Origin of the sequence: Streptomyces kunmingensis (genome assembly GCF_039533535.1) — a bacterium.
GTDB lineage: Bacteria > Actinomycetota > Actinomycetes > Streptomycetales > Streptomycetaceae > Streptomyces > Streptomyces kunmingensis.
The window spans coordinates 193,795-215,681 of the sequence record NZ_BAAATS010000028.1 but is presented as its reverse complement, the minus strand read 5'-3'; the positions used below and the strand labels follow the sequence as shown (position 1 = coordinate 215,681).

The following is a 21,887-nucleotide window of genomic DNA, read 5'->3' as shown; positions in this document are numbered from 1 at the left end:
GGTTCCCACTAGGTCTGTGGCACTACGTGTGCCGGCATCTGGCGTCTGCTCATGTGCTTCTCGCCGCTCAACCCCATGACCGGTCGAGGAAGGCGCGGACAGCGCCTGACAGCTCGTCCGACCTGCTGACGACCAGCAGGTCCGGGCCGGAGGCGTCGTCGAGGGGACGGTAGGTGAGATCCGGGAGGTCGATGCGGGTCGTGGAGGTGGGAACGACCGCCACGCCCACGCCGGCGGCGGCGAAGGCGAGCGCCCCCAGGGTGCCGGTGACCGGGTGGACGCGGGAGCGGGGGTGGCCGACGGCCGGCCCGAGCTGGGCGAGCACCTGCGCCTCCTCGTCCTCGGTCGCGTACACCACCAGATCCCAACGGGCCAGCTCGGCAACGGAGATGGTGGCGGCAGCGGCCAGTTCATGGTCCTGGCGGAGTGCGACCGAGAGCGTGGTCGCGGCGCGGCTGCGCAGCGTCAGGCCGTCGGTGTCGCCGAGGCCCAGACGCGGGCAGTAGCCGACGTCCAGGGTGCCTTCGCGCACCGCCTTGACCTGCTCGGCCGGGGGTATCTCGGTCAGGCACAGCTCCGTCCCGGGGTGGGTCCGCCGGAACGCGTGCATGTCCGCGGTGAGGACGCCCTGCAGCACGGCGACACCGGAGAAGCCGATCCGCACCAGCCCGGTCTTCCCCTCGATCGACCTGCGTGCGACCTGCACCGTGTGGTCCGCCTGCGCGAGCGTGACGCGGGCGTGGGTCAGCATCAGCTCCCCCGCCTCGGTGAGCTCCACCCGCCGGCTGGTGCGCCGGAACAGCGGGCCCCCTACTTCTTTCTCCAGCGCCTGCACCTGAGTGCTGAGCGTGGACTGCGTGACGTGCAGCCTGACCGCGGCCCGACCGAAGTGCCGTTCCTCCGCGACGGCCACGAAGTAGCGCAGGTGTCGAAGTTCCACTCGTAACTCCATTCGCAGCTCTGCCATCGAAGAACCATCGCTGAAAACGATTGATCCATCGTATCCATCCGTTGGACCGATCGACGATCGCGTCGCAGCATGGAGGCATGACAGCGACACTTCAGGACCGCCAGGACATCGCCGACCTGATGACCGGCTGGATCCATCGCGACCACGGTCAGTGGGACCGCCTGCGGGATCTGTTCCACTTGGACGCCCGGATCGAGATCACCTGGTTCGAAGGCCTGGCCCACGACTTCGTCGAGGCTTCCGCGCGTATGGGCGCCTCCGACTTCCGCACCAAGCACCTGATCACCGCACCCGTGGTGACCTTCTCCGGCGACGGCAGCCGTGCGGTGAGCGAGACCAATGCCGTCATCATCGGCGAGAACGTCAGCCTCGACCTGGGCTGCGACGGCCACAACCGGTTCATCGACCGGCTGGAGCGCCGCGACGGCGTCTGGCGCATCTGCGACCGCAAGAGCGTCTACGACTTCGCCGGCTTCACCTTCCCCCGCGGCCCGGTGGACGTCGACCGTTCGGCGGTGGCGAAGCACCCGCGCGAGTACGCGGCCCTCGCCCACCTGTTGGAGCTCAGCGGCTTCCCGGTGACCCGTACCTTCGCCACCAGGGGCAGCACACTGGAAGAGAAGATCAAGGGGTCCGCCTTCGACTGGCTGGCGGAGTCCGCATGACGACGACCACCGTCACCGATGCCGCGGTCTTCGACGGCACGGACCTGCTCGACGGCCGCTACGACGTCACCTTCGAAGGCGCGTTGATCACGCGGGTCGCCCCTGCGGATCAGGCGGCCACGGCCCCTGTCGGTGAACACGTCGACGGGTCCGGCGCGACGCTGCTGCCCGGCCTGATCGACGCGCATGTGCATTTCAGCTCACCGCAGCAGCTGGTAGAGCTCGCCCGATGGGGCGTCACCACCGCGTTGGACATGGGGACCTGGCCCCCGGCTTTCGTACAGGAACTGCGGGCGGCCGCTGCCGGGTGCGACCTCCGCAGCAGCGGCGCCCCGCTGGCCGGTCCCGCCGGCACGCACTCCCGTATGCCCGCCTTCCCCCGAGAGAACCTGGTGTCCACCGCCGACCAGGCGCGCTCACGCGTCGCCGCGCAGGTGGAGGAGGGCATCGACCACCTGAAGCTGATCTTCGAACGGCCCGGAGAGGGCGGCCTGGAACGCGAGACCGCGCGCGCCGCGGTCCAGGCCGCGCATGCCTCGGGACTGCGCGTGGTGGCACACGCCGGCAACACCGGCGCCGTGGCGCTGGCCTCCGCGGCCGGGGTCGACGTCCTCACCCACGCTCCTCTGGACGCCGCCCTCGACGAAGACGCCGTGCGGGCGATCGTCGACGCGGGCCGCGTGGTGGTGCCCACGCTGACCATGATGCGTGGCGCCGCCGCCCATCTTGCCGTGCCGGGGCTGAGCTACGACAACGCGTGTGCGGCGGTCGGCGCGCTGCATCGCGCCGGCGCCGTGCTCGTGGCCGGGACCGACGCCAACGACGCGCCGGGCGTCCACGCCTCGGTTCCGTACGGCAGCAGCCTGCACGACGAACTCGGCCTTCTGGTCGAGGCCGGGCTGCGTCCGACGGAGGCGCTGCGCGCCGCAACCGGCACAGCCGCCGTGGCGTTCGGCCTCGGTGACCGCGGCGCCGTCCGCCCCGGGCTGCGCGCCGACCTGCTGCTGGTCGAGGGCACACCGACCACGGACATCGACGCGACCCGCGCGATCCGGCGCGTGTGGATCACCGGCGGCGGCGTCGACGCAGCCGACCACACCGCGCCGGAGGCGACACGATAAAGCTGATCACCATCGGGGAGCACACCCTGCACACCCGCGTGGCACGGGCGAGCGCGGCGCCCTCCGCCGGTGTGAGCCCCGCCGGGTTCGGCTCCCTCGCCCCGGCCGGTCGGCCGGGGCGAGGTGGTGCGTCACAGGGAGGTGCAGGCGGTGCCGTTAAGGGTGAACGTCGTCGGGGCCGGGTTGGTGGTGGAGCTGGTGCCGGTGAAACCGACCGTGGCCGTACCGCCGACGGGGATCGTGGCGGTGTACGAGGCGGCGGCGACCGTCACGTCGGCGCCCTTCTGGGTCGGGGTGCCGCCCCACATGTTGCTGATGGTCTGGCCTGCCGAGAAGGCGAAGCCGAGGTTCCAGCCGTTGATGGCGCCGGTGCCGGTGTTACGGATGGTGATCTCGCCCTGGAAGCCGCTCGGCCATGCGTTGACGACGCGGTAGCCGACGGAGCAGCCCGCGCCCGGGGTGCCGGTGTCCTTGTCGGTCGTGACGGTGACCGCGGCCGAGCGGGCGGAGCGGTTGCCCGCCGCGTCCTTGGCGTACACGGCGAAGGTGTACGCCGTGGCGGGGGTCAACGACTCGACGGTGACCCTGGTGGTCGTGGTGGAGGCGACGGTGGTTTCCGTGGCGCCGGCGACGCGGACCACTTCGTAGCCGGTGACGCCGATGTTGTCCGTGGCGGCGGGCCAGGTCAGGGTGGCCGAGGTGGCTGAGACGCCCGAGGCCGTCGGGGCGCCGGGGGCCGTGGGGGCCTGGGCGTCGGGGGCGGTGGAGCCGAAGACCGTGGCTTCGCGGGAGGTCTGGGCGATGCCGTTGGCACCGTGGAAGATGCGTTCGCCCCAGGAGCTGAGTTGCGCCGGGTCGAAGCCGATCGCCAGGTCGAGAACGGGGTCGGTGTTGCCGCTCCAGGACCAGGCCAGATAGCCGAGGTCGAGCTGTTCGGCGGTGGCCATCATGGTGTCCTCGTCGGGGTCGCCCCACTGATCGGCCGGTCCACCGAACTCCCCTACCAGGATGGGCAGTTCTGCGTCGACGAAGGCTTTGAGGTAGTCGGTGATCTCCTGGGCCGTGTCGTAGACGCTGTACATGTGGATCGAGAAGATGAGGTTGCCGGTCGGGTCGGCGTCGTAGACCTGCTGCGCGTTGGTCTTCATGACGTTCTGCCAGTCCTGGCCCCAGTTGGGCGCGTCCACCATGATCGTGTGCGCGAATCCAGCTGTACGCAGCTTCTGGAGTGCGGCGATGGTCGGGGCTGTCCAGCCGGCCGGGTCGGTGTTGCCCCAGGGTTCGTTGCCGATGTTGATGACGACGTAGTCCTCTTCGCCGGCCAGGACGTCCTTGAGGCTGATCCAGTAGTCGGCGGCGTGGTCGAGCGTGCCCGCGGCGGCGTCCTCGCCATAGCCGGTGGTGTCGTGCACCTCCAGGACGCAGATCAGGCGGTTGGCCTTGCAGTCGGCGACGACGGCGGCCACGTCCTGCGGGCTGTTGCGGCTCCAGCGGTATCCGTCGGAGAGGACGACGCGCACACTGTTGGCGCCGAGCGCCTTGATGTCGGCGAGCGACTGGGTCTGGCCCGGGTACCAGGTGTGGGCGTGGTTGACGCCGCGCATGACGAAGTCGTTGCCGTTGCCTTCGACGAGGCGGCCGTCGCTGATGTGCAGGCCGGTCGCGGCCGTCTGGCGCAGCGCGGCGGGAGGGCCGGCGTGGGCGGAGGGGGCCAGGGCGAGCAGGCCGAGAAGCATGGCCAGGGCCGCGCTGACCGCGGTGGCGGGGTTGTTCGTGGTCGCACTTCTTCTTCTCACTGTGGCTCCGGAGGGGGTGAGGGGCGAGGAAGGTGTTGGCGCGACGAGCTGATGGGAGCGCTCCCATATAGCCAGGGCCGACAGGGGCACGTCAAGAGGGTGGGGTGGGCGCGACTGGCGATCGGCGCGGTGACCGTGCGGTCGGGACGGGGGTGGAGCGGTCGGGGACGACAGGGTTGGAGCAGCCCCGCCCCTCTCGCTTTACGGCCCGAGAAGCCCGCCCCTCTGGCTTCGCGGCCTCAGAAGCCCGCCCCTCCCGCTTCACGGCCCGAGAAGCCCGCCCCCCTCGCGCGCCGGATGCTGGCGCCTTCCACTACTCGGTGATACGTTGTACCGGTACTCGGTACTACGCAGTACCACCGCTGGGACCGGGAAGGACTCGGGATGGACGACCTGACGGAGATGCTGAAAGGCACGCTCGAAGGGTGCGTGCTCGAAATCATCGGCCGCGAGGACACCTACGGCTACGCCATCACCCGTCAGCTGAACGAACTCGGCTTCGCCGACGTCGTCGAGGGGACGGTCTACACCATCCTGCTGCGGCTGGAGAGGAACAAACTCGTCCAGGTGACGAAGCGGCCCTCCGGGGTCGGCCCGCCGCGCAAGTTCTACGCACTCAACGACGCCGGACGCGAGGAACTCGCGAAGTTCTGGACGAAATGGCAGTACGTCTCATCACGCATCGACAGGCTCAGGGAGGGCGGGAGATGAACTTCTGGGAAACCATCACAGGCAGCGATCTCACCAGGGACTGGAAGGCGTTCGAAGCGCGGGCCGCGGCCCTGCCGGACGATTACCGGGCGGCGTGGGAGCAGATCAAGGGCCACCTCTTCCCCCACGGGGACTTCACCGGGCGCAACTTGATGCCGATCCTCGACGCGGCTCTGGGGCTGCTCGAAGAGACAGCGGCGGACGGACAGAGCATCCAGGAAGTCCTCGGCGACGACATCCAGGGCTTCTGCACGGCACTGGCCGGCGGCGAAGGTGCCCGGACCTACCGCGACCGGTGGCGCGCGCAGTTGAACAGGAACGTCGCACGCAAACTGAGCCGGTTGGGAGGCTGACGTGGGCATCCGGGACGTCATCGAGGGCAAGAAGCAGTGGCGGGCGCACGTCGCACGGATCAAGGCGCTCCCGCCGGACTACCAGATCGTCTACAAGGAGATGCTGAAGTACCTGTTCAAGGTCGGCCCGATCGACCTGCCGGACGGGCCGCTGCTCCCCGGGGTAGTCGACTTCTTCGAGGAGGGCGCCGCCGCGGGCAAGGGGGTCCTGGAGCTCATCGGCACCGACGTCGCCGCGTTCTGCGACGACCTGATCAAAGACTCACGCACCTACGCGGACCTCTATCAGGAGTCCCTCGGCAATGACCCCGGTACGGCCGGGAAGTAACCACCTCACCGCACGTGAGTGGGCATAGCCGTAGCCCGGATACACGGGTCGTTCGCCCGCTGACGTGCGGTTTCGAAAGGAAGCAGTCCATGCCTTCATCTGTCATGTCCACATCCATGCAAGGTGACGGGCCTCCGTCGCCGACCGTCGCCCCCGCCGTCTCCGCGATCGGGTTACGCAAGTCGTACGGAGACAAGCTCGTCCTCGGCGGCATAGATCTGCACGTCCCGGCCGGGTCCGTGTTCGCACTGCTCGGCCCGAACGGTGCGGGCAAGACCACCGCCGTGAAGGTCCTCTCCACGCTCGTCACCGCCGACGCCGGCGACCTGCACGTCGGCGGGCACGACCTGGCCACCGACCCACAGGCGGCCCGTGCGGTGATCGGTGTCACCGGCCAGTTCTCGGCCATCGACGGACTGATCACCGGCGAGGAGAACATGCTCCTCATGGCCGACCTGCATCACCTGTCCAAGGAGGAGGGCAAGCGCGCCGCCGCCGAACTCCTCGCCCGTTTCGGCCTGGTGGAGGCTGCGAAGAAGCCCGCGTCCACCTACTCCGGCGGCATGAAGCGCCGCCTCGACCTCGCGATGACGCTGGTCGGCAGCCCGCGGATCATCTTCCTCGACGAGCCGACCACCGGCCTCGACCCACGCTCACGTCACACCATGTGGGGCATCATCCGCGACCTCGTCACCGACGGCGTCACCGTCTTCCTCACCACCCAGTATTTGGAGGAGGCCGACGAACTCGCCGACCGCATCGCGGTGTTGAACGACGGCACCATCGCCGCCGAGGGCACCGCCGAGGAACTCAAGCGGATGATCCCCGGCGGGCACGTCAGGCTCCGCTTCACCGACCCGGCCGCGTACCGGTCCGCCGCCGGCGCGCTGCGCGAGATCACCCGGGACGACGAGGCGCTGTCGCTGTCCATTCCCAGCGACGGGAGCCAGCGCGAACTGCGCGCTGTCCTCGACCAGTTGGACGCCGCGGGCATCGAGGCGGACGAGCTCACCGTGCACACCCCCGACCTCGACAACGTGTTCTTCGCCCTGACCGACAGCCCCACTGCGACCGCCGGCGCCGACGCTCCCGACCAGCCCGAGGAGAACGCCCGATGAGCTCCCTCGCTCTCGCCGTACGCGACTCGAACACGATGCTGCGCCGCAACCTGCTGCACGCGCGCCGCTACCCGTCCGGGACCCTCAACCTGCTGCTCACGCCGATCATGATGCTGCTGCTCTTCGTCTACATCTTCGGCGACGTGATGAGCACAGGTATAGGCGCCGCCGCCGCCGACCGCTCCGACTACATCGCCTACATCGTCCCGGGCCTGCTCCTGATGACCATCGGCAGCACCGTGATCGGATCCGCGGTGTACGTGTCCATGGACATGGCCGAGGGCCTCATCGCCCGTTTTCGCACCATGGCGGTCCACCGCCCGTCAGTACTCGTCGGGCATGTCGTCGGCGGCGTGCTGCAATCCGTCATGAGCGTGGTCCTCGTCGGCGCCTTCGGCGTGGCCATCGGATTCCGGTCCACGGATGCGACCGCCCTGGAGTGGCTGGCAGCACTCGGGCTCATCGTTCTCTTCGCGCTGGCGCTCACCTGGATCGCGGTCGGCATGGGGCTGGCCAGTCCGAACCCGGAGGCGGCCAGCAACATGGCCATGCCGCTGATCCTCCTCCCCCTCATCTCCAGCGCCTTCATCCCGGCAGACACCATGCCCGGCTGGTTCCGGCCGATCGCCGAGTATCAGCCCTTCACACCCGCCATCGAAACCCTGCGCGGCCTCCTCCTCGGCACCGAGATCGGCAACAACGGCTGGCTCGCGCTCGCCTGGTGCGTCGGACTGAGCGCGCTCGGGTACCGCTGGGCGACCACGCAGTTCAACCGCGACCCGAAGTAGGCGGACGGACTCAGGCGCCGGCAGGTATGGCGTCGAGCTCGGCCGGGTCGAAACCGGCCTCGGCCAGGACGTCGGCGGCGACCCCGCGGCCGACCCGGGCAAGGCCGATCAGCAGGTCGTGGCAGTCGATGCGGTCGGAGCCGCTCTGCTCGGACCGCGCCTCGGCGAGGGCGATGGCCTTGCGGGAGTACGGCGCAACCGAGGACCTCACGGCCTTCGCCGTCCACCCCGAGATACCGCGGAGCACCACTCCAGCCCCTGGTTTCCAGCAACCTCAGCAGATCACCCACGAACTCCGTACGAGCCGAGGCCGGACGCCGCGCCGTCTCCCCGACACGAACAACCGCATTGACAAAGCCTCCGGGCAAGAACGACTCAGACATCCACCCACCCTGCCCGATCGCTACCACCGACGCTTACTGATGTGTCCCGCCGATTGATCCGCCCCAAAACAACTGCGTCTGCTGCTCTGCTCCGCTCACTCGTAACGGGGTCAGTAGGTCTGGCCGGGCGCCAGCCGGATCGTCACTCCTCAAGCCGCATAGGATGTGTCCTCGTGTCTGACGACCCGGAGATGCGATCCCGTCCACGCAACCTCGGCCGCGTGTTCAACGAGGTGGCTGAACTCTACGACCGGGTCCGGCCCGGGTACCCCGACGAGCTGTTTGCGGACCTTGTCGCCGTCACCGGCACGGACAAGGACGCGTCGGTCCTGGAAGTGGGCTGCGGTACCGGTCAGGCGACGCGCTCACTGGCAGCGCTCGGATGCACGGTGACCGCCGTCGAGCCGGGCGCGGACATGGCCGTACTCGCTCGTCGGCGGCTCGCGTCCTTCCGTGACGTCGACGTCGAGAGGTCGACGTTCGAGGAGTGGGACGACCGCGGCCGACGCTTCGAGGTTCTTGTGGCCGCCTCGTCGTGGCACTGGGTCGATCCGTCGACCGGCTGGCAGCGCGCACACGACGTGCTCCGGCCCCATGGATGGATGGCGCTGCTCGGCCACGTCGTCGTCCGCCGACCAGGAGAGCCGGAGGTGTACGCCGAGACCGCCGATCTCCACGAGCAATTCTGTCCGGGGAACCCCGACTGGGGCCATCCGCCGCTGGAGGACGAGGTGCGCGCCTCCGACGAGGGGTGGGGTGTGGTCGACGGTCCCGGAGCATTGTTCGGCCCGACGATCGTGCGCTGGTACCCGACCGTTCAGTGGTTCGACGGTGACGGCTTCGCCGATCACCTGCGCTCGTTGTCACCGTATCGAAGGCTCGAGCGGGATGTCCGTGAGCCTTTGCTCGATGCCATCGCCGAGCGCATCCGCACGCGCATGGGTGACCGGGCGTCCCGTCGTTATCTGAGTGTTCTGCGGGTCGGACAGCGCGTCGGTCACGGGTCACGGCCCGACCTCTGAAGCCGGCCGGGCCGCGGCCCGGCCGGCAGTCGGGGCGGGCGAGGGACGACTCAGTTTCTCTCCGCGGTCTCGACGGACCCACAAGTACGGCAGCTCGGCGCCCATTGGGTTACCGCGGGTGCCCCGGGCCGCCTCACCCCACCCCGTGTGCCCCGAGCACGCCCCTGCTGCGCAGCAACGGCAGCAGGTGGTGCTCGACGGCCGGGGCCAACCGCAGGTCCGGGTCCTTTCCGTCGGTCCAGCGCAGCGCGGCCAGTTCGGCCGCGGGCACCGGTTCCCCGATCAGGGTCGTCGAGAAGACCGTCAAGTGCATGGGAACGCGTTCCAGCGCCGCAATCTCCTCCACGACCGCCAGGTGCTCGAGTGCGCCGGGCACCACGCCCAGTTCTTCCCGCAGCTCCCGTTGCAGGGTTTCTTCGGCCTGCTCGCCCGGCTCGGGCTTGCCGCCCGGAATGTAGAAGACGTCCGGTGCGGCCTGCTTGCTGACGACGAGCAGCTTCCCGTCCTCGACCACGGCCGCCGCGACGACCCTCATGACTTCGTGATCCATCCCCGCATTGTGCAGTCCCGCGACGCCCGCCCACCGATCGCACGCTCAGAACGTGGTCCCGCGCGCTCCTCAACTGCCCTGCCAGGGACGGAGCTTCTCGGGGTTTCTCACCGCCCAGATGTGCCTGATCCGGTCGCCCACGATCTCGAACGCGAACACGGTCACGAGGATGCCGTCCTGCCGCGCCACCAAGCCGGGCAGACCACTGACCGTGCACTCCAGGAACGTGGTGCGGTCGCCCGCCACTCTGGCGATCTCGGCGTAGGCGCGGGCGATCTGCTCGCCGCCCACAATCGGATGCAGATGGGTGACGGCGAGTCCGCCGCCGTCGGCGGTCGCGATGGCGTCGGGGTCGAGCAGGCCGATCAGGGCGCCGATGTCCTTGGCCTCCCACGCCGTCCTGAACTGCCGGACGATGCCGGCCTGCCCCGCGCCCGGACCCGCCGGGCTCTGCGCCGTGCGGATGCGCCGGCGGGCTGACGAGGCCAGTTGACGGCAGGCCGCCGGTGAACGGCCGACGATCCCGGCGACCTCGCCGAAGGGGTAGCGGAAGACGTCGTGCAGGACGAACGCGACACGCTCGGCCGGGGTCATCGCCTCGAGGACGACCAGGAAGGCCATCGTCACCGACTCGTCGAAGGTGACCCGGTCGGCCGGGTCGATCGCACCGGACCCGGAGCGGCCGGTGATCCACTCCGTGGGTTCCGGCAGCGGCTCCGGAATCCACTCGCCTACGTATGTCTCCCGCCTGGCCCGCGCCGAGCCGAGCAGGTTGAGACAGATACGGCCGGCAACCGTCATCAGCCAGGCGCCCGGCGACTCGATGGCCCGCCGCTCCGTAGCGGACATGGCGTACCAGCGGGCGTAGGTCTCCTGCACGACGTCCTCGGCGTCGACGAGAGACCCGAGAAGCCGATAGGCGAGGTTGATCAGCTGACGCCGCTCACTCATGATCGCGCCGAGTCCCGGGTCGTCCCGGCCGTCGCCGGGCTCGGCTCTGGTGGTCGTCATGGTCCGGCCGTCTCCCTCGCTCGCTTCTGTGCCTCTACCGGATACGACAGAACAGCGCACCGGAATGTGAGGCCGACGGGCTGCCTCACATTCTGCGGGGCTGCGTTGTCGTACCGGTGAGGACGACATCACGAGGGAGAGGGGACTTCGATGAACGACTTCCAGGTCATCGCGGACCGTGTCGAGATCGAGGCGCTGCGCGGCGAGTTCACCGACGCGGCGATGATGCGGGACCGGCCCCGCCTGGCGTCGCTGTTCACCCCGGACGGGGTTCTGCGCATGCCCAACATCCCCGTGGAGCAGGTCGGCCGCGAGGAGATCCGGGCCGGGGGCGAGGAGTTGCAGAGCCAGTGGGACTTCTTCGTACAGACCACTCACCCCGGCACGATCCAGCTCGACGGCGACACGGCGACCGGCCGCGCCTACATCCAGGAACTCGCCCGGGCCCTCGACGGGCGCCAAGGCCTCAACTACGCGGTCTATCACGACCGTTACCGGCGCACCGACGAAGGCTGGAAGTTCGCCGAGCGGGTGTACGAGGTCAGGTACCTCGACACCTCCCCGCTGGCGGGCACGGCTCCTCGCCCGGCGCAGAAGCCGGAGGCTGAGGTCGGCCCGGCAGGCGCCACGGCCGCCCGATCGGTGCCTTTCACCGAGGCGGCGTCGGCCGAACGCCTTGAGCGGGTGGCCGGTGCGCTGCGCGCGAACGGCTTCGCCGCCGAGATCCTCGACGACGCCGCACAGGCGCGGGCCCGCTGCAAGGACCTGATCCCCGAAGGCGCCAGCGTGCTCACCGGAGCCAGCGAGACACTGCGTCTGTCCGGCATCGACGAGGACATCAACGCCGGCGGCCGCTACGACGCCGTCAGGCCCCGCATCCTGACCATCGACCGGGCCACCGGCGCCGACGAGATCCGACGGCTGGTCGCCGGCCCCGACTTCGTCGTCAACAGCGTCGCCGCGGTCACCGAGGCCGGCTCGCTCGTCCTCGCCTCGGGCAGCGGCAGCCAGCTCCCTGCCAACGCGGGCGGCGCCGCCCGAGCGATCTGGGTCGTCGGCGCGCAGAAAGTGGTGCCTGACCTGAGCACCGCTCTGCGCCGCGTCGAGGAGCACGCCCTCCCCCTGGAGAACGCCCGCGCCCAAGCGGCGTACGGAATGCCCAGCGCCGTCAACCGCTTGCTCGTCCTCAACGCGGAACCCCGCCCGGGACGCGCCACCGTGCTGCTTCTACGAGAACCCATCGGATACTGACCCGGCGCGGGAGCCGTATGGATACCGGACCGAGCACACAGGTCAGGTCAACTGGAGTCGGTGACCGCGCTCCCGCCATGTCCCAGCTGAGCCGATAGGTGGACATGGGCCTACAGGACCAGCGACAGAACTACGGCAGCCATCAGCAGGACGAGCCCGGCCAGGATGAAACTGACCCCGTATTGCAGTCGCCGGAATTTGATCCGCAGCAGACGGGCGAGAGCGACGACCCTTTTCGCCCGCAGATCCACCCGCATATGGGCAAGGAGCGCCGCCGGTTCCAACGTGGCCCAGCGCGTCCAGTCCTCCAGCTCAGGATTGCTGATCTGTACGGGGCGCACAGTGATCACCAGAAGCACGGTGGCAATCACCAGGCAGGAAGTACCAAGAGCGCCTACAACCAGGACTGCGCGTGGTTGGGTTCCGTATCCGCCCCGGGTAGCAAGGAAGACCAGCCCCAGGCTGGTCAGCGCGAGCACAGTGTTTGCCTTGGCGTCCGCGCGGACGAGTTCGCTCATCAGCGTGGTCAGAGCCTCGTCCAGGTTCTTCGACTCGCGCTCGGTGCCTCTATCGGGTTCCTGCGTCATAAGATCTCCGTCCCCGGATGACAAGACGCGAAGAAGCGGCTGTGCGGTTTCCTGCGTTGAGCGGCTTCCTGTAAGAGCGGCTTCGGAATGCGGCATCGCCGGTCAGGCCGGCCCCGCCAAGAGCCCCTCCGGTGAGTGGGCCGGTAGGGAGCCGTTCTGGCCGAACACGACGAGGTTCGCGCCGTCGCCGACGCCCATGGCCCCTCACCGGCACAGGTGCGGCTGGCCTGGATCCTGCGACAGGGCCCGCATGTACTGGCCATCCCCGGCACGGGCAACCCCGCACACCTCGACGCCAATGTGGCAGCGGGCGCACTCCGATTGACGGAAGCAGAACTCCAGCTCCTCGATTCGATCGACCACACCGCACCCTGATGCCGACCGCCGCTGCCTGTCTGCTGAACGCGCTGGATGCCGTGGCCTGGGGCGTGTCCGTCCGGGCCGCAGCTTCCGGCCTTCCTGCCCGGACCCTGCACCGCTGCCGGGGCACCCCCACGTATCGTGCACTCGGACACGGCCTACGACATGCCCCGGGGGCACATGATGATCGGCGTCGAAGAGTTGGAAGCCGCCGCGGCACAGATCGCGGGGCACGTGGTGCGCACTCCCACGCTGCCCAGCCCGGGACTGACCGCACTGCTCGGTGTGCCGGTCACCCTCAAGCTCGAACTTCTGCAGCGCAGCGGCTCGTTCAAGGCGCGGGGCGCCGTCGCGAAGTTGCTCACACTGACCGACGAACAGCGTGCGGCCGGTGTGGTCGCGGTGTCCGGCGGCAACCACGGCATCGCGGTGGCCGAGATGTCGGCCGTCCTGGGAGTGCGGGCCACGGTGGTCATGCCGCGCACCGCGCCGGCCCGCTCCGTGGATATCGCCCGGGCCGCCGGCGCCGACGTCCGGTTGACCGCCACCATGGCCGAGGCCTTCGCCCTCACGGAGGAGTTGGAGGCCGGCGGGCTCACGCTGCTGCACCCGTTCGCCGACCCGGTGGTGATCGCCGGGCAGGGCACCGTGGGACTGGAACTCGCAGCGGACGCAGGCCCGTTGACGGACGTCCTCGTATCCATCGGCGGAGGCGGGCTTATCGCCGGTGTGGCGGCGGCACTGCGGGCGCGACGGCCGGACGTGCGCGTATGGGGCGTGGAAACCACCGGTGCCGACGCGATGACGCAGGCGCTGGCCCACGGCGGGCCGGTGCAGGTGGACGTGGACTCACGGATCACCACGCTCGGCGCGCCCACCGTGTCCCCGCTGACGTACACGATGGTGCGCGACCTGGTCGACGAGGTGCTGGTCGTGCCGGAGGCGGAGGCCTTCGCGGGCGTGCGGGAACTGGCCGAGCACGCCAAGGTCTGGGCGGAGCCGGCGGCGTCCTGCCTCCTCCCGGCCGCCCGCCGCGTCCTCACCAAGACCGGTACGCGCACCCGCCTCGGCCTCGTCATCTGCGGCGGCAACGCGACCGTGGACGACGTCATCGCATACGAGGAGTAGCTCCAGCGTCCCCAGGAGCTGGAGCTGGAGCTGGTCAGCCACGTATCCATGGTCGTGCTCGGGGTGGCGCGGAGGTTCTGCTACCAGGCGGCTCTGGGTCCGAAGCCGGAGGCCAGGGACCAGCTGCCCCGCTCGGCGTCGGACGCGACGACTTCCAGGACCACCTGCCGGTCCAGTCCGCTGGACCGGCCCGTGTGGTGAAGGAGCAGCAGTCGCCTGCCGAAGAGCGGGCCGAGCCCCGCGCGGTAGAGGGCGAGGGGCAGGCGCGCGAGGCGTCGCCGCCGGCCCCGCGGCAGCGGAGGGCGCGGGCGGGGCGGTTTCTGCGGTGGTGGCATGAGCTCGTCTCCTGGAACTGCGGCTGGTGCAGAGGCTGCCGGACAAGCGGTGCCACCCACCGGGATGCAGGACGTGCCGGGCGTGCGTCAGACCTGTTCGAAGTGGAAGGCCTTGATGAAGCAGTCACGGGGCTGGGCGACGGCAAAGAGGATGCATTCCACGAGCGACTGCGCGGTAAGAGCGTCCTGGGCCTCGCGCGGTGTGGTCTCCCAGTCCTCGGAGAGCGGATCGGGGTTGTCGAAGTCCGGCGGGTAGAGGGAGATCACCCGGACCCCCTGGGGCCGCAGCCGCTTGGAGAGGATCTCTGCGAACCCTGCCTGGGCGCTCTTGGCCGCGTAGAAGGCGTCGTGCGCGTCCGAGCGATGATGACCGGCCGTTCCGCAGGCGGACACCATGTTCACCACATCGGGCTTGTCCGAGTTGAGGAGCAGAGGAAGGAAGTTCTTCACGGTCAGGACAGTGCCGGTGGCGCCGGAGGCGAGGGTGTCGACGACATCGGCGTCGGAGGCGGACAGGAGGTCCGGTCCGTGGAGATAGCGGGATCCGTTGTTGATCAGCACATCGATGTGGTCGGTGTGCCGGCCGACGTCAGCGGCGAAGTCGCGGATCGAGGCCGGGTCCGTCAGGTCGCAGGTGAAGGCGTGGACCTGCTGATGTCCTCGGCCGCGTATCTCGTCGCGGACGCGTTCGGCGGCGGCGCGCGTGCGCGCGGAGAGGAAGACCTCGGCGCCGAGGTCCGCGAGACGGATGGCCAGAGAGCGTCCGAAATCGCGGCCGGCGGAGGTGATGACCACGCGGTGATCGTCAAGTCTCAAGTCGGTACTCCTGGCCCCTGGTGGGGAAGTTGTGGTGCGGGGTGGCGGCTGCGACGGTGAGGTCGAGGGGCGAGAATGCGGGCGTACGTGCGGGACCGCGGCGCTGGGCTGCCCGCCAGGAGTTCGGGGGTGAGGCGGCCGGCGGGAAAGGCGGCACGGCGGCAACACATCGCGGCCTGACGGAGGGGCAGCCACCCGCACTCACACCCGCACCCGCACCCGCACCCGCCGGCTGACGTCACACCTTTCTGATCTTCTCGCCCACCTCGGCCGGAGAGACGCGCCAGGGAGTGCCGTGGCCGGGGAGTACCCAGGACGCTTCCAGTCGGGCGATCCGATCGAGCGACAGGTCGGCCTCGGCCGGGTCGTCCGTGAACGGAGCCGGCTGCGGTCCGGAGCGGCCGGTGAGGACGTGCCGGGTGGTGAGCGCGTCACCGACGAAGACCGCGTCGGCGAGCGGCACATGCACCGCCACGCTTCCCGGGGAGTGTCCCGGCATGCCCACGATCACCGGCTTTCCCGGCAGGTCCAGCACGGCGCCGTCCTCGACCTCGGTCACCTCGCCGATGTACCGGGTGCGCAGGGCGTTCTTGCGGAGCGAGTACCCGAAGAAGGAGAGGGCCGGCCCCAGTCTCATCGGCCCCGCGGGAGTCTTCGGCTTCTTCCCGGTACGGGCACGAACGGCGTCCGCCGCGTGCACGAACACGGGTACGCCGCACTCACTGCGCAGCCGCTCGGCAAAGCCGATGTGGTCGGAATCGCCGTGCGTCAGTACGAGGCCGCGGATGTCCTCGACGGACTTGCCCAGGCTGCGCAGTTCGAGCTGCAGGTCACGCCAGTGGCCGGGAAGCCCCGCGTCGATGAGCGTGATGCCTTCAGGGGTGTCGACGAGGTAGCACGCCACTAAGTCATTGCCGAGACGGTACACATGGGGGGCGATTCTCATGAGTTCTCTCCTGATGGCAGAGCTGCGGGACCACCGAATTGGATGGCTAAAGTACTTAGCTATGATGGCTATGGTCAATAGCTTTCGAAGCGACAGGGCGCACCATGCCAACTCCCGAGAAGACATCCTTCGACGCGATCATCGCCGCCGGGCGTGCCCTGCTGGAGGAACGCGGTCAACGGGGGCTGACCATGCAGGGTGTTGCCGAGCGGGTCGGGGTGAAGGCCCCGTCGCTCTACAAGCACGTCGCCAACCGTGCGGCCTTGCTGGCCGCCGTGGCGCAGGCCACGGTCGAGGACCTGGCCGAGTCCTTGGAGACAACCGACGGTTCGCTTGAGGAACTGGCCCGCCGCTATCGGCAGTTCGCCACCGCCCGGCCGGAAGGTTTCCGGCTCATGCACTCGACCTACGTACCGCCTCGGACACTCGCCCACGCATCCCGGCCGGTGTTGCGCGTCATGCGGGAACTCGTGGGCGAGCGTGAAGCACTCGATGCCGCGCGCCTGTTGACGGCCTGGGTCACCGGGTTCATCGAGATGGAACTCAACGGATCCTTCCGGCTCGACGGCGACCTCGAGCGCGCTTTCGAGTACGGCCTTGCCCGCATACACCGGGCTCTCACCCCCTCCCCCGGGCACGTCACCCCAGGGTGACGGTGCGCGGAGTGGTTGCCGAGGTGTCGCCGCGCTCGGACTGGATTCGTCAGCGCGGCGTGACCGGCGCCTTCGAGGGCGAACCCCGCTTAGCCGAAAAGCGTGCGCAGCATCCGTTCCCGCTCCAGCGAAAGCGAGTGTGGCAATGACGCCCCCGCACCCCCATACCCCCACGCTGCCACGCACCCACGCACCCACGCACCCAAACGGGGAGCCTTCCCCGCTTCATGTTACGGTCGCCCTCGACAAGTAAACGGGGAGGGATCCCCACTTCTGTCCGGGAGTCGCCATGCGCCAGCACCCCACTGTCCAACTCGCCGATCTCACCGATGACTTCGTCGTCGACCCCTACTCCGTCTTCAGCGCACTGCGGCCCCGCGGCCCCGTCCACCACGTGCGTTTTCCCACCGGGGACGAGTCGTGGCTGGTGGTGGGACATGCGGAGGTGCGCGCCGCGTTCGCCGATCCCCGGATGCGCAATGACGTGCGGCACTCCGCCGACTTCGAGGACGACGGGCTGTACGCCGTGGGCCGCAACATGCTCCAGGCCGACCCGCCCGACCACACCCGCCTGCGGACCCTGGTGGCCCGCGAGTTCACCGCCCGCCGCGTCCAGGCGCTGCGCCCCCGCGTCCAGGAGGCGGCCGGCACCCTCCTGGATGCCGTGGCCGCCGACGGTCGTACCGACCTGGTGGCCTCGTACGCCTACCCGCTGCCGCTCACCATCATCTGCGAGCTGCTCGGCGTGCCGGACGCCGACCGGGCCGCCTTCCGCGCATGGTCGACGAAGGTCGTCGCGCTCGACGATCCCGAGCAGTCCGCCCAAGCCTCGCAGGAGATGGCCGTCTACCTCGCGGGGCTGGCGGAGCAGAAGCGGCAACAGCGGAACGCGGCGGAGAGCGATCTGCTGCACGCTCTGGTCCGTACCCACGACAGCGACGGCGCCGACCGGCTGACGCCGGAGGAGTTGCTCGGTATGGCCTTCCTGCTGCTCGTCGCGGGGCACGAGACGACCGTCAACCTCATCGCCAACTCCGTTCACCTGCTGCTGAGCCATCCCGAGCAGCTCGCTGCCCTGCGCGCCGAACCGGACTTGCTGGAGGGTGCCGTGGAGGAGACGCTCCGCTTCGAATCCCCCGCGCCCGCGGGCACGTACCGCTACGCCGTCGAGCCGGTCGACCTCGGGGGCGTCCACATACCGGCGGGTGCGCGGGTCGTGCTCTCCATCGCCGCCGCGAACCGCGACCCCGCTCGGTTCCCCGCCCCCGACCGGTTCGACATCCGCCGCGACGCGGCCACGACCCGCGCCCACCTCGCCTTCGGCCACGGCCTGCACCACTGCCTGGGCGCCCCGCTGGCCCGCCTGGAGGCGACGCTGGCCCTGCGCATCCTGCTGGAACGCTTCCCCCGACTGGCTTTCGACGGGGACGGCACACCCGAGTGGCGGGCCAGTCTCATGCGCGGCCTGCAAGAGCTGCCGGTGCGCTGGTAGGTACCGGTCCCGGTGGTGCGAGTGAGGTAAGGGGTGCGCCTGCGTACGCGGGGCCGATGGATCCGGGTTCACGCGGGCGTTCCGCCGACGGTCCGTCCGTTACCGTACGCCCCATCGTCCACCCCACCCGTCGCATCGGCGGGGAACCGAGCGAGAGGGCGTCCGTGACGACGACCGTTCCTGCCGCCACCGACAACTTCGCCCGCCCCATCGAGGACCGGTACTTCGAGGAGTACGTGCCGGGTGCCGTGCACGTCTTCGGCAGCAGCACCCTCACCGAAGAGGACATCCTCGACTTCGCCGGCCGCCGACACGCGCGGTCGGCCAGGGTGCCGATCAGCGGGCCGAGCAGAAGGGGCGCCCACACGCAGAAGGTCGTCGGTGCGGCCAGGCTGTCCGACCCCGCGCGCGCTTTGGTCCACACGCCGGCTGCCAGGGCCATGGCCGAGCTGCCGAAGCCCGAGACCACCACACCGCCCAGGTAGAACACCACGTTGCGGCCGCGCAGGACCTGCCCTCCGCCCCAGCCCGTCCCCACGTCCCTTCCGCCGTCCGGAAGCTCCGGCGTGCCCCGAGGAACGAGCTATGCGCCGTCACTGCCGTCGCGCAGGGAATGAATCATGCTCCGGAGGCTGCGGAACGCGGCTGACTGCTCGGTCCCGGTCATGCCGGCCAGCATTCTCACCTCGACGGACCGGACCGCCGCGGTCGCCTTCTCCAGGCTCCGCCGGCCGCGAGGCGTGAGCCGCGCGGGAAGAACCTTCCCGACCGGCGCTGCCGTAGGCCTGGTCACGTAGCCGTCTCGTTCCAGGGCCTGGAGCAGCACGTTCATCGTCTGCCGTGTGACGAACGCGCCACGTGCGAGCTCGGAGTTCGACAAACCCGGCCGCTGAGCCAGCAGTTCGAGGCAGGAGTAGTGCGTCACGCTCATCCCGAGCGGCCGCAGCACCTCCTCCATGGCCACGCGCAAGGCGCTCGACGCCTCTTTCAGCAGGTAGCCCAGTGACGTCTCCAGGTCGACGCCGGCATCGTCTTGTCTCATGTCAGGATTCTGACATACATTGCTCCGTGTCAGAAAGCTGACACGGAGAGAAGGAGCATCATCATGCCCGCCACCGGCCCCGACTTCATCTCGCTCCAAGCGCGCGACCTCGACGCCTCGCAGGCGTTCTACGAGCAGTACCTCGGCCTCGTCCGTTCGCAGGCCGGGCCTCCGCACGCCGTCGTCTTCGAGACGAAGCCGATCGCGTTCGCACTGCGTGACGTCGTTCCCGGCACCGATCTCGCATCCGTCACCCGGCCCGGCATCGGTGCCGCGATCTGGCTCCACGCCACCGACGTCCAGGCCATTCACGACGCTCTCGTCGCCGACGGTCACACCATCGTCTCCGCGCCGATCGACGGCCCCTTCGGCTGGACATTCACCTTCGCCGACCCCGACGGCTACCACGTCACTCTCCACGACCGCACCTGACAAGCCGAACACCACCCACGATCCCCACTCGTGGGCGTGGGCATGGGCATGGGCATGGGCGTGGGCGTGGGCGTGGGCGTGGGCGTTCAAGAGTGTCGTCTCGACTGCACCCACGCTTGCCCCATCCGCCCGTCCGCCCCCTAGACTGCCCCGGTCTTTCAGATCTGATCGGAGCATGACATGCGTCGCCTCGCCCTCACCCCCGTACTTGCGGTGGTCACCGCCCTCGCGCTCGCCGGATGTGCGCAGAACTTCGACCGCGGACCGGAAGGCAAGGTCTCCGACAAGGTCAGGAACGGCAAGAAGTTCTACTTGGTCGTCGACCCCGAGAAGGGCGGCTCGGAGAAGAAGTTCCGGGTCAGTAAATACGACTACCACGACTGCAACCGCGGCTCGAAGTACCCCAAGTGCGTGGACGACTAGAGGGCACGCACCCAGTGGTTCGTGCCGCCGAGCGGCCCTGAACTTCGGCACAGCGAGTGCCGGGAGGTCGCGCCGCTCCCGGGAGTTGACCACAGACACCCATGAACGCCTACCGCCCCGCCACCCCGGAAAGCACTCAGGTCGCCCGCCGGGCGCCGTAACGCAGGCCGTCGAAGAGGAGGGCGGTGATCTGGCGGGCTTCGTCGAGCCAGCCCTCCGTGGCGCGCATCCCGCAGATGCCCCCCAAGGCCCGCAGCAGGGTGGAGCCGGTGACGTCGTCGCGGACGGTGCCGGCGGCAGTGCCCGCCTCGAGGAGCCGGGTGAGGGCGTTCGCCATACGGGTACGCGCGTCGTCGAAGACCGGCGAGTCCGTCGCCATGATGCTCTCCAGCACGACGGACATCCCCTTCCCCACGGCCGCGTGATCCACGAGCAGCAGCAAGAAACGCCGCAACGCCTCGTCCGGGGCGTGCCGGTCCAGCAGATCGGCGGGCGCGGCGCACAGGTCGTCGACCTCCTTGCGGTAGACCTCCTCGATCAGCGCCTCACGGGTCTCGAAGTGGCGGTAGAGCGTTCCGACGGCGACCCCCGCACTACGGGCGATCTCCTCCACGTGCGCGTCGGTGTCGCCGCCGAGGAACGCCTGGCGGGCAGCGGACAGCAGTGCCTCGCGGTTGCGCCGCGCGTCGGCACGCAGCGGTCGTGATGCCGGCAAGAGAACCTCCATAAGGTGAGTCCGACTCCGTTTTGTGTATGGTTTCCGGAGTCAGGTTCATCTTACGGAGGAGAGATCCCTATGCCGATCACGGACGAGGGTCTGGACGGTCTGCGAGTACTGGTCACCGGCGGCAGCCGCGGCCTGGGCGCGGCGACCGTCCGCCGCTTCACCGCCGCGGGCGCGACCGTGCTGACGGCCTCCCGCACCCGGCCCGAGGAAGAAATTGGAGCCGCCTTCATCGCTGCGGACCTCTCGACGGAGACCGGCGTGGCGGAACTCGGTCGCCAGGTCGTCGACCGCGTGGGCGGGGTGGACGTGCTCGTGAACAACGCGGGCGCGATCAGCGCGCCGGCGCCGACCCTGGCCCGCTCGGATGAGTCCTGGCGTGCGGATCTGGAGATGAACCTCCTCAGCGCCGTGCGGCTGGACCGGGCCCTGGTCCCGGGCATGGTCGAGCGGGGCTCCGGTGTCGTCGTGCACGTCTCCTCGATCGCCAGCCAACTGCCGCAGCGCAGCGAGGCGTCCTACGCCGCCGCCAAGGCGGCGCTCAACACCTACAGCCGCGAACTGGCCACCGAGGTCGGCGAGCACGGGGTGCGTGTGGTCTGCGTCCTTCCCGGCTTCGTCGTCACCGACGGCGCCACCGCCCATCTGCGGCACATGGCCGAACAGCAGGGCGTCACCCCGGACGAGATGACGCGGCAGATCGTCGACCACCTCAAGGTTCCGATGGGCCGCCCGGGAAACCCCGAGGATGTCGCCGAAATGATCGCGTTCCTCGCCTCCGGGCGCGCGAAGTGGCTCACCGGAGCACAGTTCCGCGTCGACGGCGGCATCATCCCGACCGTCTGAGGCGCATCATCCGGACGGTCCGAAGCACATGAACCG

At 69.5% G+C, this 21,887-nt stretch carries 27 protein-coding genes and 2 pseudogenes; 17 read left to right on the top strand and 12 right to left on the bottom strand.

Features of this window, described 5'->3' with window-relative positions:
* Positions 1–67: 67 nt before the first annotated feature.
* On the bottom strand, positions 68–940 hold the full coding sequence (locus tag ABD366_RS31900) for a LysR family transcriptional regulator (protein WP_324772172.1): 873 nt from the start codon (positions 938–940) through the stop codon (positions 68–70).
* A 107-nt stretch (positions 941–1,047) separates the two neighbouring features.
* Between ABD366_RS31900 and ABD366_RS31895 the strand changes: the two genes are divergently transcribed.
* Together ABD366_RS31895 and ABD366_RS31890 are read left to right on the top strand one after the other, a co-directional pair.
* Positions 1,048–1,635, top strand: a complete 588-nt coding sequence (locus ABD366_RS31895) for a nuclear transport factor 2 family protein (protein ID WP_324772171.1) — start codon at positions 1,048–1,050, stop codon at positions 1,633–1,635.
* The gene (locus tag ABD366_RS31890) at positions 1,632–2,756 is read left to right on the top strand and encodes an amidohydrolase family protein (protein WP_324772170.1); all 1,125 of its coding nucleotides are present in this window, start codon (positions 1,632–1,634) and stop codon (positions 2,754–2,756) included. The genes ABD366_RS31895 and ABD366_RS31890 overlap by 4 nt, the downstream gene beginning before the upstream one ends.
* 131 nt (positions 2,757–2,887) lie before the next feature.
* Here the strand turns inward: ABD366_RS31890 and ABD366_RS31885 are convergent, their stop codons facing one another.
* Entirely contained in the window at positions 2,888–4,492 is a 1,605-nt protein-coding gene (locus tag ABD366_RS31885; RefSeq protein ID WP_324772177.1) for a cellulase family glycosylhydrolase, read from the bottom strand.
* A 444-nt stretch (positions 4,493–4,936) separates the two neighbouring features.
* On the opposite strand from ABD366_RS31885, the gene ABD366_RS31880 reads away from it, so the two are divergent.
* Genes ABD366_RS31880 through ABD366_RS31870 form a run of 3 tightly spaced genes read left to right on the top strand, consistent with a single transcriptional unit; the run spans position 4,937 to position 5,944 of the window.
* Positions 4,937–5,263: a PadR family transcriptional regulator gene (locus tag ABD366_RS31880; protein ID WP_324772169.1), complete on the top strand. Its 327-nt coding sequence runs from the start codon at positions 4,937–4,939 to the stop codon at positions 5,261–5,263.
* Positions 5,260–5,616, top strand: coding sequence for a DUF1048 domain-containing protein (locus tag ABD366_RS31875; RefSeq protein WP_324772168.1), 357 nt, complete (start codon positions 5,260–5,262; stop codon positions 5,614–5,616). Before ABD366_RS31880 ends, ABD366_RS31875 begins: the two co-directional genes overlap by 4 nt.
* 1 nt (position 5,617) lies before the next feature.
* Entirely contained in the window at positions 5,618–5,944 is a 327-nt protein-coding gene (locus ABD366_RS31870) for a DUF1048 domain-containing protein (RefSeq protein WP_324772166.1), read from the top strand.
* On the opposite strand, the gene cas5 is transcribed toward ABD366_RS31870, so the two are convergent.
* Positions 5,879–6,043, bottom strand: a complete 165-nt coding sequence (gene cas5 / locus ABD366_RS43590; RefSeq protein ID WP_411293806.1) for a CRISPR-associated protein Cas5 — start codon at positions 6,041–6,043, stop codon at positions 5,879–5,881. The genes ABD366_RS31870 and cas5 overlap by 66 nt on opposite strands.
* Between cas5 and ABD366_RS31865 the strand changes: the two genes are divergently transcribed.
* Positions 6,034–7,062, top strand: a complete 1,029-nt coding sequence (locus ABD366_RS31865) for an ATP-binding cassette domain-containing protein (protein ID WP_324772165.1) — start codon at positions 6,034–6,036, stop codon at positions 7,060–7,062. The two genes, cas5 and ABD366_RS31865, sit on opposite strands and share 10 nt — an antisense overlap.
* Positions 7,059–7,850, top strand: a complete 792-nt coding sequence (locus tag ABD366_RS31860) for an ABC transporter permease (RefSeq protein ID WP_324772164.1) — start codon at positions 7,059–7,061, stop codon at positions 7,848–7,850. The genes ABD366_RS31865 and ABD366_RS31860 overlap by 4 nt, the downstream gene beginning before the upstream one ends.
* A gap of 10 nt (positions 7,851–7,860) precedes the next feature.
* Here the strand turns inward: ABD366_RS31860 and ABD366_RS31855 are convergent, their stop codons facing one another.
* Positions 7,861–8,061: a Clp protease N-terminal domain-containing protein gene (locus tag ABD366_RS31855; RefSeq protein ID WP_324772163.1), complete on the bottom strand. Its 201-nt coding sequence runs from the start codon at positions 8,059–8,061 to the stop codon at positions 7,861–7,863.
* Between the two features lie 345 nt (positions 8,062–8,406).
* On the opposite strand from ABD366_RS31855, the gene ABD366_RS31850 reads away from it, so the two are divergent.
* On the top strand, positions 8,407–9,255 hold the full coding sequence (locus tag ABD366_RS31850) for a class I SAM-dependent methyltransferase (RefSeq protein ID WP_324772162.1): 849 nt from the start codon (positions 8,407–8,409) through the stop codon (positions 9,253–9,255).
* 133 nt (positions 9,256–9,388) lie between these two features.
* Here ABD366_RS31850 and ABD366_RS31845 read toward each other — a convergent pair whose 3' ends face one another.
* Positions 9,389–9,805, bottom strand: a complete 417-nt coding sequence (locus tag ABD366_RS31845) for an NUDIX hydrolase (RefSeq protein WP_324772161.1) — start codon at positions 9,803–9,805, stop codon at positions 9,389–9,391.
* Between the two features lie 69 nt (positions 9,806–9,874).
* A complete protein-coding gene (gene sigJ / locus ABD366_RS31840) occupies positions 9,875–10,816 on the bottom strand; it encodes an RNA polymerase sigma factor SigJ (protein ID WP_324772160.1) in 942 nt (313 codons plus the stop codon).
* A gap of 150 nt (positions 10,817–10,966) precedes the next feature.
* Between sigJ and ABD366_RS31835 the strand changes: the two genes are divergently transcribed.
* A complete protein-coding gene (locus tag ABD366_RS31835; protein ID WP_324772159.1) occupies positions 10,967–12,067 on the top strand; it encodes a nuclear transport factor 2 family protein in 1,101 nt (366 codons plus the stop codon).
* Positions 12,068–12,177: 110 nt separating this feature from the next.
* Here the strand turns inward: ABD366_RS31835 and ABD366_RS31830 are convergent, their stop codons facing one another.
* Positions 12,178–12,654: a Pycsar system effector family protein gene (locus ABD366_RS31830; protein WP_324772158.1), complete on the bottom strand. Its 477-nt coding sequence runs from the start codon at positions 12,652–12,654 to the stop codon at positions 12,178–12,180.
* A gap of 147 nt (positions 12,655–12,801) precedes the next feature.
* On the opposite strand from ABD366_RS31830, the pseudogene ABD366_RS31825 reads away from it, so the two are divergent.
* Both ABD366_RS31825 and ABD366_RS31820 read left to right on the top strand, forming a co-directional pair.
* Positions 12,802–13,029 (top strand): annotated as a pseudogene (locus ABD366_RS31825) (aldo/keto reductase); the annotation flags it as partial.
* 168 nt (positions 13,030–13,197) lie between these two features.
* Positions 13,198–14,142, top strand: coding sequence for a threonine/serine dehydratase family protein (locus ABD366_RS31820; protein WP_324772176.1), 945 nt, complete (start codon positions 13,198–13,200; stop codon positions 14,140–14,142).
* An 83-nt stretch (positions 14,143–14,225) separates the two neighbouring features.
* Here ABD366_RS31820 and ABD366_RS31815 read toward each other — a convergent pair.
* The 3 genes and pseudogenes from ABD366_RS31815 to ABD366_RS31805 all read right to left on the bottom strand — a co-directional run.
* Positions 14,226–14,477, bottom strand: a pseudogene (locus ABD366_RS31815) (PNPOx family protein); the annotation flags it as partial.
* An 87-nt stretch (positions 14,478–14,564) separates the two neighbouring features.
* Positions 14,565–15,293 carry an SDR family oxidoreductase gene (locus ABD366_RS31810; protein ID WP_324772157.1) on the bottom strand — a complete coding sequence of 243 codons (729 nt, stop codon included), beginning with the start codon at positions 15,291–15,293 and terminating at the stop codon, positions 14,565–14,567.
* A 238-nt stretch (positions 15,294–15,531) separates the two neighbouring features.
* Positions 15,532–16,239 (bottom strand): MBL fold metallo-hydrolase, encoded by a 708-nt coding sequence (locus ABD366_RS31805; RefSeq protein ID WP_324772156.1) that lies wholly within the window; start codon positions 16,237–16,239, stop codon positions 15,532–15,534.
* A 104-nt stretch (positions 16,240–16,343) separates the two neighbouring features.
* On the opposite strand from ABD366_RS31805, the gene ABD366_RS31800 reads away from it, so the two are divergent.
* The 3 genes from ABD366_RS31800 to ABD366_RS43585 all read left to right on the top strand — a co-directional run bounded on the left by ABD366_RS31800 (position 16,344) and on the right by ABD366_RS43585 (position 18,869).
* Entirely contained in the window at positions 16,344–16,892 is a 549-nt protein-coding gene (locus tag ABD366_RS31800; protein WP_324772155.1) for a TetR/AcrR family transcriptional regulator, read from the top strand.
* A gap of 289 nt (positions 16,893–17,181) precedes the next feature.
* The gene (locus tag ABD366_RS31795; protein WP_324772154.1) at positions 17,182–18,384 is read left to right on the top strand and encodes a cytochrome P450 family protein; all 1,203 of its coding nucleotides are present in this window, start codon (positions 17,182–17,184) and stop codon (positions 18,382–18,384) included.
* A gap of 164 nt (positions 18,385–18,548) precedes the next feature.
* Complete coding sequence (locus ABD366_RS43585; protein ID WP_411293805.1) at positions 18,549–18,869, top strand: hypothetical protein; 321 nt, start codon at positions 18,549–18,551, stop codon at positions 18,867–18,869.
* A 98-nt stretch (positions 18,870–18,967) separates the two neighbouring features.
* Here the strand turns inward: ABD366_RS43585 and ABD366_RS31785 are convergent, their stop codons facing one another.
* Positions 18,968–19,426 (bottom strand): MarR family winged helix-turn-helix transcriptional regulator, encoded by a 459-nt coding sequence (locus ABD366_RS31785; protein WP_324772153.1) that lies wholly within the window; start codon positions 19,424–19,426, stop codon positions 18,968–18,970.
* A gap of 63 nt (positions 19,427–19,489) precedes the next feature.
* On the opposite strand from ABD366_RS31785, the gene ABD366_RS31780 reads away from it, so the two are divergent.
* Both ABD366_RS31780 and ABD366_RS31775 read left to right on the top strand, forming a co-directional pair.
* A complete protein-coding gene (locus tag ABD366_RS31780) occupies positions 19,490–19,858 on the top strand; it encodes a VOC family protein (RefSeq protein ID WP_324772152.1) in 369 nt (122 codons plus the stop codon).
* 180 nt (positions 19,859–20,038) lie between these two features.
* On the top strand, positions 20,039–20,281 hold the full coding sequence (locus tag ABD366_RS31775) for a hypothetical protein (protein ID WP_324772151.1): 243 nt from the start codon (positions 20,039–20,041) through the stop codon (positions 20,279–20,281).
* Between the two features lie 136 nt (positions 20,282–20,417).
* Here ABD366_RS31775 and ABD366_RS31770 read toward each other — a convergent pair whose 3' ends face one another.
* The gene (locus tag ABD366_RS31770; protein ID WP_324772150.1) at positions 20,418–20,996 is read right to left on the bottom strand and encodes a TetR/AcrR family transcriptional regulator; all 579 of its coding nucleotides are present in this window, start codon (positions 20,994–20,996) and stop codon (positions 20,418–20,420) included.
* A gap of 81 nt (positions 20,997–21,077) precedes the next feature.
* Between ABD366_RS31770 and ABD366_RS31765 the strand changes: the two genes are divergently transcribed.
* Complete coding sequence (locus tag ABD366_RS31765; protein WP_324772149.1) at positions 21,078–21,851, top strand: oxidoreductase; 774 nt, start codon at positions 21,078–21,080, stop codon at positions 21,849–21,851.
* The last annotated feature ends 36 nt before the right edge of the window (positions 21,852–21,887 follow it).